This is a genomic window from Flavobacterium sp. I-STPP5a (genome assembly GCF_009764685.1).
GTDB lineage: Bacteria > Bacteroidota > Bacteroidia > Flavobacteriales > Flavobacteriaceae > Flavobacterium.
The window spans coordinates 1-16,675 of sequence record NZ_VHLM01000075.1 but is presented as its reverse complement, the minus strand read 5'-3'; the positions used below and the strand labels follow the sequence as shown (position 1 = coordinate 16,675).

Below are 16,675 nucleotides of genomic sequence, written 5' to 3'. Positions count from 1 at the left end.
TTAAAATTGTAAATTAATTCCGATCATAAATGATTTTGCCTGTGGATAATATCCTTTATCAACACCAATTACACCACCCCCAATTTCAGGATCATAACCGGAGTATTTAGTAAATGTGAACAAGTTTTCACCAGTTACATAAATTCTAGTTTTTGACAATCCTATTTTACCAATTTTATCGCTCGGTAAGCTATAGCCAAATTGTATCGTTTTAAAACGTAAGTAATCACCATCTTCTAAATAAAAATCAGATGCATTTGTGAAGTTTTTATTGCCGTCTGCTGTTGTTAATCTTGGATAAGAATTACTAGTTCCTTCTCCATTCCAGCGTCCTAAAGCAGACGTTTGATAATTAGCATTTACAACATCTAACCTTCTTAATCCTTGGAAAATTTTATTTCCAACAGCACCTTGCGCGAATACTACTAAATCAAAATTTTTGAAATCTACATTTAATGTAATACCATAAGTAAATTTTGGAAGTGAATTTCCGATGAATGTTTTATCATCATCAGTAATCTTCCCATCAGCATTTGTGTCTTGCCATCTAAAATCTCCTGGCTTAGCATTCGGTTGCACTAAACCTCCAGAAGCATTTGTATACGCATTTACCTCATTTTGATTCTGAAAAATTCCTTGTGTTTTATAACCGTAAAATGAATTTATGGGATGACCAACTTGTGTTCTGGTAATATTACCCATACTTTGAAATGAAGCGTTTCCATCAATAAATTTGATGTCATTACCTAAAAAGGTTACTTTATTTTCAACATAGGAAATGTTACCTCCTAATTTAAAATTAACTTGTCCAATTTTTTTTCTATATCCTAATTCAATATCAACCCCCTTGTTTTCCATATCAGCAATATTTGCAGAAGGATTTCCAGTGGTTCCTACATAACCAGGCAGCTTAATGTCTTGTAAAATTCCTGTAGTTTTTTTGTTATAAAAATCTATTACAAAGTTAAGGCCATTGAAAAATATTGCATCAAATCCAATGTTCCCTTGGCTGGTTTCTTCCCATCGTAAATCAGGGTTAGCTGGTGCATTTGGGCTATTTCCTATCACAACTGAACCTTGGTTACCTACAGTGTAATTTCGTCCTCCACTAATAGTAGCCAGATATTTAAAATCACCTATAGCATCACTCCCTACAATTCCATAACCACCTCTAACTTTTAGACTTGTTATGACATTGTTCTGTGGCCAAAAATCTTCATTTGTTGGAACCCAACCTAAAGAAAATGATGGGAAAACACCATATTTGTTGTTTGCTCCAAAACGAGAAGAGCCATCACGACGAATATTTCCAGTGAATAAATATTTTTCTTTATAATCATAAGTAGCTCTAGCAAATAAAGATGTAACAATGTGCTCATAACCATTGTAAGCACTTGCAGTAATATCATCTTTTACAGCACCATAACCAAATGAGGCATCATTAAAATTATTAGCAGGAATATTTTTATAAGTTACATAAGTCCCAGAAGAAATATTATCAACATAAGCACCCTGACCACCCAAAACTGTAAAATTATGTTCGCCAATTTTTTTGTTGTAAGAAATTGTATTTTCAACATTCCATCCAAAACCTTTGTTAGTTCCTCTGCCTAGACTATTTACTGAATTTATAGTAGAAGAGTTAAAGAACGATACAGGATTAAAACTTTCTGAACCCCAATAAGCTAATTTACCACCCACGGTACTTTTAACCTTTAAACCTTTAATCACCTCCAGCTCTAAATATGCATTTCCAACAAAATTATCAGACCAACCATAATTTCCTAATCTAGATTGAATATATGCCAGTGGATTACTCATTTCCTGACCTACAACCTGAGATATTCCATATGGATTTCCATTTGAATCTCTAAAAATCCCTGTTTGATTTGCATACGGGTAAAGATTAGCTTCTACGGGATCAGTAACTACAAGTGGCGTAGTAGGATCAAGATTAATTGCCGAACTTAAAGGCCCACCAAACTCACTATTAGTATTCCCTAATCCCATATTTTTTTCATTAGAATAACCTAATGTTTGACCAAAAGTCAATCCTTTCAAAATTTTGTGTGTAGAATTTAAACGAATATTCTTTCTGTTGTAATTAGAAATTTGAGAGGCAACAATTCCTTCTTGATCTAATAATCCAAAAGACACATAAAAAGTAGAAAGATCATTTCCACCACTTAAACTTAATTCATGTCCAGTTCGCAATGCACTGTCATTAAAAATAGCATCTTGCCAATTGGTTCCTTTTCCGTAAGCGGTTGTAGACGAATAAGGAAGTATAAAAGGATTGTCAGGAGATTGAACATAACCATTAGCATAACGCTCATTCATTAATGTAGTGTACTGAGCTGCATCCAGTAAATCTAACTTTCTAGCCGCTTGAGAAAAACCGGTATATCCATTATAAGACACACTCATTTTACCCGATTTCCCCTTTTTTGTAGTAATAAGAATTACTCCAGCTGCAGCACGTGCACCATAAATTGCCTGAGAAGCAGCATCTTTCAACACATCCATAGTTTCAATATCTGCTTGGTTTAGATAACCAATACCCCCATTGTCAACTACAACACCATCAACTACCCATAGAGGATCATTGTTACCAATTGAAGTAATACCCCTAACACGAATTGTTGAAGAAGATCCTGGCTGTCCAGCATTTGCAGCTATAGTAACTCCAGAAACTCTGCCTTGTAAAGCTTGTTCTACTCTACTAATAGGTAAATCTTTTAGCTGAGCAGCTTTAACTCCTGATATTGCTCCAGTTAATAAAACCTTCTTTTGAGTTCCATACCCTACTACCACAACTTCATTTAAATCCTGTGATGATTCAAACATTTTTACCAGTACCGCTGTTTGACTATTAATGACAGTCTCAACCGTTTTATAGCCTATAAAACTAATTGTGAGAACTCCACCTTTTGGAGCTTTTATTTGAAACCCCCCATCAAAATCTGATGTAGCTGATGTAGAGGTTCCCTTTAATACTATGGTTGCCCCTGGTATTGGCATCCCATTATCATCAATCACTTTACCTACAACGGATGCTTCCTGCGCATAGCCGTGAACTGAGAATAAGATTGATGAAATACAAAAAATAAATGTTTTTAATAATTTCATTTTTCTGATTATTTTGGTTATATGTTAGTTATTTGATACAATATTATGTTTTAAATTTTTAAATTCAGAATTTAGAATCATTACAAAATCACATCATAAACACTCTGTAGGTATTACAAAATATTATCAAAAAAGTCCTATTTACTTTATTTTGAATTAATTATAAATTAAAAAACATTTCTTAAAAAAAATATTAATTCAAAAAATATTTCCAATTACTATAAATTAGATACTTTAGCTCAAAATATGTAAAAGTGCCTTAGATTCAGCTCAAAAGACATTTAAAAATATAATTTATCTCATGCCAAATAAGTAAATAAATCATATGAAAACCCAAACTAATAATAAAGATCAATACATGATATTGATCAAATTTATATTGATTTCTATTTTTCTATGCCTACCAATATCATTTTTTGGACAAGTAAAAAAAATTGGTCTACCCCTTATAAAAAATTATACCAGAACAGAATATAAGGGTGGAACACAAAACTGGAATATTGACCAAGATAAAAATGGCAATCTCTATTTTGGAAATAATGACGGTCTTTTGCAGTTTGACGGGTCAAAATGGAACAAATACAAAGCAAAAAATTCGGATGCTATTAAATGTTTGAAAGTAGACTCAACTGGAAAAATATACGTGGGTTGTTATAATGAGTTTGGCTATTTTAAAGCCAATTCAAAAGGGAAACTCGAATATTTTTCTATTTCCGGCTCATTAGATAAAAAAACATTGGGGATAATTGACTTTATCTGGAAAATACATCTCTATAAAGATGAAGTTATTTTTCAATCCTTCGACCGAATCTTTATTTACAAAAACAACAAGATTAAAATAATAAAAGCACCAAAAAGATTTCAATTTTCATTTCTAACCAATTCCAAATTGTATATTCAAGATATTTCATCTGGAATTTTAGAATATAAAAAGGGCAAACTGCATTATATTAAGGGATTAAAAACTTTAAATAATTCAGAAATTTGGGGCATGGTTGCATTAGAAAAAAATAAGATCCTAACCGCTACTTTGGATAAAGGTCTTTTTATACTAACAAACAATCAGGCAGTGTCTTGGAATACCGAAGCAAATACTTTTATAAAAAAGAATGGCTCTCTAGGATGTGTCCTCTACAAAAATAAATATATTGTAATTAATTCAGTCCTAGATGGCATCATAGTTTGCGATCTAAATGGAAACATCATGCAGCATATCGATCGTACCAAAGGGCTTCAAAACAATACAGTTCTTACTTCATTTATAGACAATAGCAATAATCTATGGCTAGGATTGGATAATGGAATTGCATATGTAAACGAAAATTCATTTCTAACCTATTTTGGATTTAGCTATAATTTAGGCACGGTTTATTCATCTGTTGTGCATAAAGGCAATTTGTATGTTGCAACTAATCAAGGTGTTTTTTTTCATCCTTGGAACACAGATTTTAAAGAAGGTTCCTTTAGGCTTATTGAAGGAACTACTACTCAAGCCTGGAATGTACAGGTAATCAATGGAGAATTGATATGCGCCAGCAACAAAGGAGCTCTACTTATAGAAAATGGAAAAATGATTAAAAACCTTGATCCCAATGGATATTATGGATTTAAATCAATACCTAATAATCCTAATTTTTTTATAGGAGCAAATTATAATGGTTTTTCTGTTTTTGAGAAAACAAGTTCAGGAATGAAATTTAGAAATAAAATAGAGGGCATCGACAAATCATCCAATTCATTTGAAATTGATAAAGATTATTTATGGCTAAAAAAAGATCAATATATTCATCAGATTGTCCTGAATAATGATTTAAGAAAAACTAAGACCATTAAAACCTTTACTCAATTTTCTAAAAAAAATATGGGCGTTGGAAGTCTTCAAATAATAAATAATAAAGTATATTTTGAATCTAATAATATTTTTTACAATTATTCAATAGCACAAGGCACATTTGTAGAGGATACAATAATGACCAATATCTTTAAGTTCATTCCAAAAATTAAAAAATTAACCGAAGATATTAATGGAAATCTTTGGTACTTCTATGATGAGTCAATGGGAACGCTGAGAAAAGTTGGAAACAATAAATATAAACATGTCATAACTCCTTTTTCAAGTTTGACCGGAAAATTAGTAGCCAATTATATGTCTATAAATACTATTGATTCCAAAAACACTTTTATAGGATTAACAGATGGTCTGGCACACTATGATGCTACTCTCGAAATTAAATCTATATCAAAACCGATTGCTCATATACAAAGTTTTACATTTCCTGGAGACACCATATATTTAGGAAATAAGCAAGACAAAAGGATTAAGTATGAGTTGCCTTATGACTCAAATCAAGTAAAGTTTACATTTTCGTCCCCTTCTTACGAAAATCTAGAAAATATCGAATTCTCCTATCAGCTGGAAGGTTTTGGCGAAAAGTGGAGTGCTTGGTCAAACAACACCATAAAAGAATATACTAATTTAAAAGAGGGCAATTATATAATGAAGGTGAAAGCACGAAACAGCTTTAAGATTCAATCGGTTGAAACTTCTTTTGAATTCAGAGTGACTCCTCCTTGGTACAGACATTCATCAGCTTACATATTATATTTACTAATTGTAACAGGTTCGGTATTCTATATTCGATTTAGAATTAGAATGAAAATAAGAAAAAACAAATATGCTGAAACCTTAGAACAAAGAAGATTATATTTAGAGAAAGAAACTAAGATAAGATTAGAACAATATAAATTAGAGAAAGAAATAGAAAAACTAGAAAATGACAAGTTGCAAATGAAACTATTGTCAAAAGACAAAGAATTAGTGAACAACACAATACAGGTAGTTAAAAAAAACAAAACATTAAACGGAATTATTCAAAGGTTAAAAGACATCAATACAGCCTCATTTGACGAAGCAGCAAAGACTCAATTTAATAAATTAAACAAAAGCATTATCAAAGAAGTTAGTATTGATAAAAGCTGGAAGGATCTTGAAAAACACCTTAAAAATGTTCACTTTGATTTTCTAAAAAAATTAAAGGAAAAGCATCCTAATATTACACCAAGAGAAATGGACCTGGCAACTTATTTATTAATGAACATGTCTACAAAAGAAATTGCTGAATTCATGAACATATCAACGGGAGGAGTAGATTTGGCTAGATATCGATTAAGAAAAAAACTGGAATTAAATCAAAAAGAAAATTTAATCGGATACTTTATGAGTATAAAATAAAAACAAAAAGGCTGTTGGGTTTGTAGTTGTTATTGACCACTTAGACTAGAAATAAAAAAGCAGCAATACCTTACTTTTTTTTAGTTAATATAGCATAGCTGTATTGCAGTTTAAAATGAACCCATTACCCCAAGATAACACAAGTTGTTGTAAGTTAATTAATTCTATAAAACATAGGTTCTAAGGAAGTATTTTCTTTGGGTGAAAAGAGTCGGTAAATAATTTTAGATGTTTTTTTCATCGTAGTTCCTAAAGAAAAACGTTCTAAAGCTAAACTATCTAATTACAGTGTTTTTTCTTGTAAGATTTTAACTGTATTAATTGATTTTTTTGTGGCATCTATTCACTTTTTCACATTCATTAACATTGTTGTTCGATAAAAAAGAAGCCAAATTAATGGCTTCTTAAAAAACATTGTAATTTAGAGTTGTGAAATTAAAATAACGAGGCTTAAAACAAGTATTTTAAAACGTAATATACTGTCGTACAGTTGATTTCTTTAGCAGATGATGCCATGATTTCAACAACGGTTCAGAAACATAATTCGGACAGGCATGTAAAATATTTCAAAAGCCACGATCATTACTTTAGTATTATTTTTGTTGTTTGTACATGCAGATGAGAAAGTTCCAAAATTAGTATGGTTTACAGCTGCTACAACTTATTTCTAGCTTTTCTTCTGAACTTCATTTCTTGTATTTCTTATCTCAAATGTACTATTTGAAATTTAAAATATCACTCCGAACAATTAAGGGGCTAAAATATAAAACGAGGTTCTTTTGTATTTAAATATTTGAATTATAAACTTCTTATTTTTCAATCTTTTTATCCCCAACATAGAAATTAGAATCTAATACAACACTTTCAATTTTTTTAGAGTTGTTAAATTCAGACCATTCTGATATTGGATTCAAACTAATTTCTGTCCCATTTAGCAAGACTTTTACTGGCATATTAAAACCTGTAATAATATTTATCCAACGGTATTTTAAAGTGTTGTTATCCAAATAATATTCAAATGAAGGTATTCTAGTATCTCTTAAATACTGATTAAAAACCATCGACAAATCAATTCCTGTTTGCTTGCTTAAATAATCCTCAATTTGCTTAGTTGTTACCGTTTGGTGATAAAAAGTACTGTTTAAACCTCTTAGTATTCCTCTCCATTTTTCATCGCTATTCACTAATTGTCGTATAGTATGCAACATGTTTGCTCCTTTAGGATACATATCCCCTGAACCTTCATTGTTTACATCATATTTACCTATGATAGGTTTGTCATTTTCAATAATATTTCTAAGACCTCTAACATAAGTATATCCAGCTTCCCTTCCATAGTAATATTCTAAAAATAAACTCTCAGAATAGTTTGTAAAACTTTCATGAATCCACATGTCGGCAATATCTTTGTAGGTGATATTATTGGCAAACCACTCGTGACCAGACTCGTGTATGATAATAAAATCAAACTTTAATCCCCAGCCAGTTCCGCTTAAATCGCTTCCACGATACCCGTTTTGATAGCCATTCCCGTAAGTAACACTGCTTTGATGTTCCATTCCGAGATAAGGAGCTTCAACTAATTTATAACTATCTTCATAAAATGGATAAGGTCCAAACCAATGTTCAAACGCTTTTAACATTTTAGGAACGTCTTGAAATTGCTTTTTTGCTTTTTCTAAGTTTTCTTTTAATACATAATATGTACAATCTAAATTTCCTTTTTCACCTTTGTATTTTTCTGAAAAAGTAACATAATCCCCAATATTGATATTTACTCCGTAATTATTGATAGGATTAGCAACATACCAATTATATGTTTTAGTTCCATCTTTCAAGGTTTTTACACTTTGCAAGCGACCGTTAGAAACATTTGTTAAATTGGCGGGAACATTAACACTAATGAGCATATTTTCAACTTCATCATACATGTGGTCTTTATTAGGCCACCAAACACTTGATCCCAATCCCTGACATGATGAGGCTATAAAAGGAGTACCATTTTTATCTTTTTTCCAAGTAATTCCACCATCCCACGGCGGATTTACAGCAACTTTGGGTTTTCCACCATAAAAAACAGTAAGTTCTTTAATACTGCCTTTCACTTGAGGTTCCTTTAATGCAATAAAAAAAGCATTTCCTTCTCTTTTGAACTCCAAATCTTCCCCATTCTGGGTAACCTTATAAATGTTCATTGGGTTTTGCAAATCAATTTGCATACTATTATATTCTTGGACAACCTGATACTTTATGGTGTTTGAACCTGTGATTGTGCTGTCTTTAAGATTTACTTTAATATCAAGATGATACCTTTTTACATCCCACCAAGCTCTTTCCTTAGTAATACTCCCTCGAAGGGTATCTTGTCTAGTAAATAATGGTGTTTTTTGATCTAATAATCCTTGAGCATTGACCGAATTACAAAGTAAAAAGGATATAAAAATAGAACTTAAATATTTTTTCATAGTGCAATTATTTACAACAAAAATAGACTTTACAAACAAAAAAAGTGCTACTTTTTCTTAATTTTCTAAATAGATTTATGTACTGTTTTGTTTTTATTTATTCTCTATATTGCAGATCTCCATTAGTACTTTACGATTTTTAAAGTAAAGTTTTAATACACCAGAATAATCTCTTTAACAACTAATTGTTATGGATGTGAGTTTTGTTCGGCAGTGAATGAAGGAAACGTAAAGATTGTATAATGTTCATTTGATAACTATCCTCACTATGCTTTAACTAGAATTGTTCCTTCGCCAAATTTATTTGGTTAAAAGCGGTTCTTTGAATTAGGTTCTTTGGTTATTGCACTTCGAAAACAAGGGGTATCTATTACAATAATTTAAGTTTTGTTACCATTAACTTCAATCGTTTTTGTGCTGGAATAACTAAAAACTATAACATTAATAGTTACGCCAAATCATATTCACAATAAAAATAGATAGTAATTGAAACCTATAAAAACTAAAAACAGCACCAAAAAAAATTTGATGCTGTTTTAAGAATTTTAAATTTGTCTAATAATCTGTGTCAATTATTTAGAGCTAGTCTTACTATAGTACAATTACTTTCTCAATAGCAACTTTACCGTTTTCTTCTACCTTTAATATATAAACTCCTTTAGGAAGTTTTGACACATTTAATTCTGTACTATCTGTTTTCAAAGTTAAAACTTGTTTTCCAGAACTATCAAAAAACGAAATGTTTTTTAAACTATTTGCCGCTGTAGTTATAAATACTTTACCTCCAACTATTGGATTTGGAAAAATTCTAAAACCCTGAATTGAATTAGAAGGTACATCTAAATTACAAGCAGCATCTGTTACATTCACATTACGAACTACTACCGTTTCATTGTTTAAAGCATCTTTTACTGTGTAATTTAAGGTATATTGACCTATAACATTTACATCAACAGATCCTGTAACAATAACTGATGAAGTTAAATCAACATTTAAATTGTCCTTAGCCGCAAATCCTTTTTCAATATAAGTACAACCTTTTCCAACAATAACGTTATCATCTCCCAGTAATACAATACTAGGTTTTGCTCTTTGAATAGCAATTCTCCATTTTTCAATTGTCCCTTTTTGTGATACAATATTATATTCAATAGGAGCTAAATAATTCAACGATGTAACTCCGCTGTTTTGAATATACGTTCCTATACGAGTTTGAGCTGCTTCAGAAACCTGAAAAACAGGAACTAAAGCATTTAAAGTTGCATTATTATTCACCAAAACGTCAACCGTTTTTTTGACATTGTCAATATTAGCAGTCCCAACTTGATTTGCTACGGAATAATTCACAAACTTTGCTTCTGCGTTTTTAGCATCCACATTAACCATATAAGTCGTTTTAGAAAGTTTATCTTCTGAAACAACGGTAACCAAAATACTATTTGAATAATCTAGTTCAGATGTTAATGAAGCTAACTGTTTTACATTATCAATGAACAATTGTGCTCCAGCTGAAATATCAAAATTAGCTTTCAATTTAGAAACATCGATGCCAAAAGGAATGTTTATTGATGCGTTAGCTCCTGAGATAACGGTTGAAATTTCCTGAGATAATCCTAAATTATTTTCAGGTTTAAATGTATAACTTAATAGTTTACTTTGATCATTTAATCCCGTAAGTACTTTTAAAGTATAACTCTCAGTAATACCCTCGTTAAATCCAACACCTTCTACTGTAAAAGTTACAGGATTTGTAAAATCATTAGTTGTCACACCACTTACTTGCGTTACTCCATTTATTTTAGCTATGGAATTCATAGAAGCATTAAATACTGTAATAGCCTTGGTGACATCTATACCACTCTTTAACAATACAGTATATGTTTTAGTAGCTAAATCAAAAGACACTGAAAGCTGGTCTTTTAATTCTAAACTTTGTAAAAGAGTTGGAGTGTTCCAGAATTTCCCTTCACCTAATCCATCAGTATTTGCATTTTTAACAGTAGCAGTATTATCGCTTGCAGTAGTATCAAAAACAAATTGTTTATCACCTTCAGCAAAAGAATAATATGCTAACAATCCCGCTTCAGTACCAACATATTTAGTCATTGAATTAGCTAAAATCTCTGCCTGAGTTTTAACTCCAGACCATATACGTACTTCATCAATATTCCCATCTAATCCGCGTGTCAAGGAATTATTTCCACCTATATATGCAGGCAGGGTAGCATTTGTTGTAGCAGCTGCAGCTGTTCCTGTAAAGGTAAAAGGTACAGCAACCCCGTCAATGTACATAGTGTAAACATTGGTTGCACTTACTGTAAAAGCTACATGATGCCACTTATTTAATTGTACTGAATTTAATCCAGTATTAATCACATAGGTTCCTGATGCTGTTGTAATTGACAATACTAAACTGTTTTCTTTATACGTAGAATTATTATTTGTATGAACAAATAGATTAACTCTTGATTTATCAAAAATTCTACCAAAAATTGTTGGGTTTTTTCTATTAACCCAAGCCTCAAATGTATAGTTATTTGTTAAATCTAAACCAGGATTATTATCAGCTATCAAATAATCATCAATACCGTCAAAAGTTCCCACCACATTCTTATTGGCATTTGCAACATGAGATAAAGTAATGGATTTAGAGTCATTACTAACATCAGTGTCATTAACTAATTTTGTGTAAACTTGAATGTTATAGTCTCCAACCGCGCCTAAATCAGCTTTAGTAGTAAATGTAATTGTAGCTGTAGCACCTGGGTTAATTGCTGATACTTGATTTTGAATTACTTCAGGACCGCCATTAATTCTGTAAGCAACAGGGAAATTAGAAACTGCTGCATTAGAAAAATTACGTATCTGCGCTGAAACTATAACTGGTTTCATACCAAGTTTTACTGGTGCAGATATTCTTTCAATACTTACATTTGCATCTGTAAAAGGAAGAACATTAATTGTGTATTCCTCGACTTCAAAATCTTCCCTCGAACTCGTTAAACCATCAAAAGTTGGACCTAAATTCACATTAAAATATTCATTTGGTGAACGAAACATGTGAACTACTCGCATTAACTTTTCACCAGCTGTAGTTGTACTTGGAACTGTCACTCCAGCTGCCAATGTTGTATTATGTCTAAAATTGTGCACACTGGTAGTTGATAAAATCGCAGGAGCTGTTGCTGTATTTAAGGTATTAATCCAAAATGATCCTGCATAAAACTCATCCGTTAGATTTCCATCTCCATTCAAATCAATTACTATCATAGTAAAAACTCCAGGAGTGGTTGATATATCTCTAGTAATTGGTCTTTCTGGTTTTATGATTGTAATTTCTGGTTGATAAGTAAACCCCGCATAAACAGGAATTTTTATATTTTTAAAATCCGAATATGCTGTTGTTCCTGAGTTATTTATAACATCATTCCATTTTAATCTCGAAATAGCAAAACCATTTGTATTAATATTGGAAGGTAAATTATTTTTATTATAAACAACTTTAACTAATGTATTATTTGCTGCATTACTATCGGCTATGTCAATACCTGCTGTTATTGAGTAGGATGCATCCGTTATAGACAGATCAGCTGTTTTTATGAAAGTATAAGTTATTGTTGATAAAGATTCAATTGTAGGTATAACTTCAACAACTTTAACCTGACCATCGATTTGGTAAAAAACAGGAACATTAGTTGCAACTGATGGAGATAAATTGTTAACACGTATTGTAATTGCATTTGAATTTGTTTTTTTTCCAAGAACCTCTGGACTTACAATTGCTGCAATTTCATAGTCAACTTCCACAGGTTTTTGCACACATGAAATAGTAGCAACCCAACCTTTATCAACTACCTCTGTATCAGAAGTAAATCTAAATGTTAATTCACCACCAGTAGCTGTTGAAGTTAGGCTAGGTGGTAAAGATGATCCATCAAATCTTCCAATTAATGGGGATGTTGTTAATGGACCATTATAAACAAATAGAAAATCATATCCTGTTTCAACATTAAATTCAGTAAAATCAACTTTAATACTGCTTCCTGCCGTCCCAGGTGTTAAAGTAATTGTTTGAGTTAAATTGTTGGCATAATTTGAATACTTAGTTCCACTGTCTGTAAAAGTTGCTCCACATGTAGTAACCGAACTAATTTTTCCCATAACAATATCTGTGCCTGTATTAAAAACACTTCTAGTAATTGAGTTATTAGTTGGTACAGAATCATCAGATGGTTTAATTGCGCACACTACTTTGTATGAACCTCCTATTGAAAAATCAGCTTTTTGTGTAAAGTTATAAATAACTTCAGACAAGGGTTCAATAGGTCCAGGAATTACCTCTAAAACCTCAGTTCCATCATTGATTTTATAAGAAATTGGGATATTGCTAATTGCTATTGGAGAAAAATTAAAGATTTTAGCTGACACTGATTCATTTGCAGAAAATCCAGTGTTAGGAGACAATGCTGTTAAAGCAAGATCATTTGTTACAGCCTCATAAATTTCTACATTATCAACAAAAATAGTATTGTAAATTGGTGTAGAAGTTGCATCATTATCCATAACTCCTTCAAACGTAATATTGAATTTTGTACCAGCTAATGAAGCTAAATTATATGTTACAGTTTTAGATGTTGAAGTTGTTGTTCCTGCGTAAACAGAGGTACCCTCACTACTTGTTACAGGAACACCATTAATTAAAACTCTAAAAAAGTTTTTATTGGCGGTAACACTATTTTGTTGAATTAAGTCAAACTTTAATCTAATTGCTTTCCCAGGTAAATTAGTAGCATCAAATTCGCAGAAAGATAATTTTTTAATATAGTTGGGATTATTTGTAAAAGCGTTCGTGTTGTTGCTAGCTGCCCAAAGTGGTGAACCTGCTGTGGCAGATCCTGACATTTTCACAGCATCCAATGAAGCTAGACCAATTGATTCATATCCTATAGTTCCTGTTGAACTTGCTTTAGATAAAGTATAATTAGTTGGCTTTCTATCATTAAAATTTTCTTTAAAAGGTAAATTAATAGCTGTTAGCACGGATCTATCAATTGGATCAATATTGATGGCTCTAGCTCTTTCCGAGACTAATCCAGTAACTTTATCAATTGAGCGGACAGTAAACCAATTTTCATTTCCGACAGTTAGATTTGTAAACGTATAAGTAGGATCAGTTACAGTAGCAACTACATCAAAAGCATATCCATTTAATTTTAAAACCTCATAATTTACTCCGTCTATAGCATTCCAATCCATTTTATAGGATGATTCTCCACAAGTTGGAGAAACAATTCTTAAGTTTTCGGGCTCTTTCATTATTGAAAAAGTTTCTTTAGACTGTACAACTCTACTACCTGCATAAAGTCGAATTTTTGCATTAGGAACAACACCTTCAGGTACTTTCCATGCAAAATTCCTTGCTGCAGATGGAACATCACTGGCTATAGCGGTATAACTATTTCCGCCATCATTTGAATACTCAATATTGAAAGTTTTCTCTTCACCTTCATAATCCCAACGGATGTACTCTGTAGAGCCGGGGTTAAACTTTTCTCCACCAATAGGATAAGTTAAAATTAACTCTGGACTCACATAGTCATATACCACTGAAAACTCTTGAGTGTTTAATGGCACTTTACTTCCTGTTATGATAATTTTATAAACTCCAGCAGCAGGTTTATCTAAGGTAATTTGTTCAATATTATTTAAATTATCAACACCTCGTTTTGCATTTACATTTGGCTGAGTAGCATCTAAAACCCACGGAAGTGTGGTAACACCATCTTTAACAATTTTAATATCTAAATTATTGACTAATATATCTGTAACACCTGGAGTTGCTCCAATGTCCGAATATGCAAGCATTACTTTTAATTGAGTCAAACCCGAAGATAACAGAATTTCTTTTTCAAAAATTTCCCCATTAGCAACAGTAGAGCTGAAAAACTTTTTCTCATCTAAGGCCTTAATTGCACGCAAAGCGTTTAAATTTCCAAAACCATATTTATAATCAGGTCCTGGATTACCAACATCTTTTGCAGTATTAGAAACCAATGCTTTCATTAATGATGCTAAAGGCTTAGTTGAATAAATATTTTTATATCTCTCATACAGCAAGACTAAAGTTCCAGAAACTCCCGGCGTAGCCATTGAGGTACCACTCATTACTTGGTATGAATTATTGTAATCTAATGAATATACACTGGAACCAACAGCAGCTATTTGTGGTACTAAACGTCCATCAAGCGTAGGTCCAAAACTACTATAGTTACTAATCAAATCATTCGGATCATTTGCAGCTACATGCAATGCATTTTTTGATGCCTTAGTTGATGTATAAAACCCACCTGAATAAGCTGCTTGAGCATTTCCATTTGAATATACATTTAATAAAAAAGGATATTTTACAGTTACATTATCATCTCCTCTATCATTAACACCATATCGAGTTGTGCTATATCCCGAGGAGAGTAAAGTACCGTAAGAATTAGAGGTTAGATCTACATCATCTTTGGCAGCAGCAAAATCTCGCTCTGCATAAACTGGTAAACCATTGGATTGAACGTTAAAATTCCAACCATACATTTGAACATTTGGAGCCATTCCTTTACCTCTTGGATCAAGTACTCCAGCTCCTCCAATTGTTCCAGAAACATGCTGACCATGTGATGAAGCTGACTCATATTCTCTAGTAATAACTCTATTAGTATGATCAATATGTTTTTCCAAATTACCATCCCAAATACCAATTTTTACACCTTTTCCAGTTAAATCATATCCTATTCCTGGAATAGCAGAGTTTAATACATTCACTTTATGAGAAGTTATACCTGGCAGATTATCACTTTCAACTGGAGGAGCTATTAATTCAATATTTTGAACCCAATTTAAATTGGCTATTTTTTTTATTTTATCAAGAGAAACTTGTACGTACAATTGATTAAATGTCTCAAAATTTTTAAAATCTTTTAGGCCTAAATAGCTCAAGTTATCCGAAATGGTTTTGACATCCATACCTTTAAAATAACTTACCACTACTTTTATTAAAGTGCCATTTTTTGCATAATCGGGGATATCGTTTTTGACTATTGTTGGATCAATTTTAAAAGCGGAATCAACGTCAATTAAAGTTCTAATGTTTTTAGAAACAAAAGATGAATTATAAAATTTAGAATCCAATGATACGTAATAGGCATTATTAGATAAATAACTTATCAAATTTACACCTTTCTTTTTTAACTCTTCTTTTTCATTAACTGTAGGTACTTTTGTAAACTGAATTAATATGTAAATAATTTTAGGAGTTTGCTTGGTTGTGCTTTTTTTAAGCAAATTAAATTGCTGCGTAAAATTTGATATTGTAGTAATGCTATTTCCATTTATAGAAACAGAAAAATCATCTTGTTTACTTTTCTGCGACCATCCAAAAATCGAGAAAAGAAACAAAACAAAAAAAAATAATTTTTTCTTCATTTTAAAGGTTTTTGTTCAATAGCGTCCTAAACATTTAAAAAAAGAAAAGAAAAAGAGGGTAATTTTTGTATCTCAAATTAACTTTGAGTTGCACAACAAAAAAGCCCTCTTCTATGTCAAATATAACTTTGTTTTCTCAAATAATTTCAAAATTAGATCGTTCAAAATTCAGCAAAATAGTTGCAAGGAAAGAAACCGACAAGCACAATAAAGGATTCAGTAGTTGGAATCATTTAATTTCAATGCTTTTCTGCCAGTTTGCCAAGAGTCAATCTGTTCGAGATATAAGCAACGGGCTTCGTTCGGCTACAGGGAACTTAAATCATCTTGGAATCAACAAAGCTCCCTCAAAATCTTCAATTAGTTATCAAAATAA

6 protein-coding genes are annotated in these 16,675 nt (G+C 31.6%); 3 read left to right on the top strand and 3 right to left on the bottom strand.

What is annotated here, in order from left to right:
* Positions 1-3,129 (bottom strand): TonB-dependent receptor, encoded by a 3,129-nt coding sequence (locus FJV36_RS13780; RefSeq protein ID WP_158727898.1) that lies wholly within the window; start codon positions 3,127-3,129, stop codon positions 1-3.
* 325 nt (positions 3,130-3,454) lie between these two features.
* Here FJV36_RS13780 and FJV36_RS13775 point away from each other — a divergent pair, with 325 nt between their 5' ends.
* Both FJV36_RS13775 and FJV36_RS13770 read left to right on the top strand, forming a co-directional pair.
* Complete coding sequence (locus FJV36_RS13775; RefSeq protein WP_233264524.1) at positions 3,455-6,361, top strand: triple tyrosine motif-containing protein; 2,907 nt, start codon at positions 3,455-3,457, stop codon at positions 6,359-6,361.
* Positions 6,362-6,851: 490 nt separating this feature from the next.
* A complete protein-coding gene (locus FJV36_RS13770) occupies positions 6,852-6,983 on the top strand; it encodes a hypothetical protein (protein ID WP_158727899.1) in 132 nt (43 codons plus the stop codon).
* 187 nt (positions 6,984-7,170) lie between these two features.
* On the opposite strand, the gene FJV36_RS13765 is transcribed toward FJV36_RS13770, so the two are convergent.
* Both FJV36_RS13765 and FJV36_RS13760 read right to left on the bottom strand, forming a co-directional pair.
* Positions 7,171-8,826, bottom strand: a complete 1,656-nt coding sequence (locus FJV36_RS13765; RefSeq protein ID WP_158727900.1) for a M1 family metallopeptidase — start codon at positions 8,824-8,826, stop codon at positions 7,171-7,173.
* A gap of 591 nt (positions 8,827-9,417) precedes the next feature.
* Positions 9,418-16,299: a S8 family serine peptidase gene (locus tag FJV36_RS13760; protein WP_158727901.1), complete on the bottom strand. Its 6,882-nt coding sequence runs from the start codon at positions 16,297-16,299 to the stop codon at positions 9,418-9,420.
* A 113-nt stretch (positions 16,300-16,412) separates the two neighbouring features.
* Between FJV36_RS13760 and FJV36_RS13755 the strand changes: the two genes are divergently transcribed.
* Positions 16,413-16,675: DUF4372 domain-containing protein (locus FJV36_RS13755; protein ID WP_158981225.1), on the top strand; the 263-nt coding region annotated here is incomplete at its 3' end.

What these genes read in the sequence shown, in the direction of transcription:
- FJV36_RS13775 (WP_233264524.1), top strand. Translation starts at nt 3,455, where the DNA reads ATGAAAACCCAAACTAATAATAAAGATCAATACATGATATTGATCAAA.
- FJV36_RS13780 (WP_158727898.1), bottom strand. Translation starts at nt 3,129, where the DNA reads ATGAAATTATTAAAAACATTTATTTTTTGTATTTCATCAATCTTATTC.
- FJV36_RS13760 (WP_158727901.1), bottom strand. Translation starts at nt 16,299, where the DNA reads ATGAAGAAAAAATTATTTTTTTTTGTTTTGTTTCTTTTCTCGATTTTT.
- FJV36_RS13765 (WP_158727900.1), bottom strand. Translation starts at nt 8,826, where the DNA reads ATGAAAAAATATTTAAGTTCTATTTTTATATCCTTTTTACTTTGTAAT.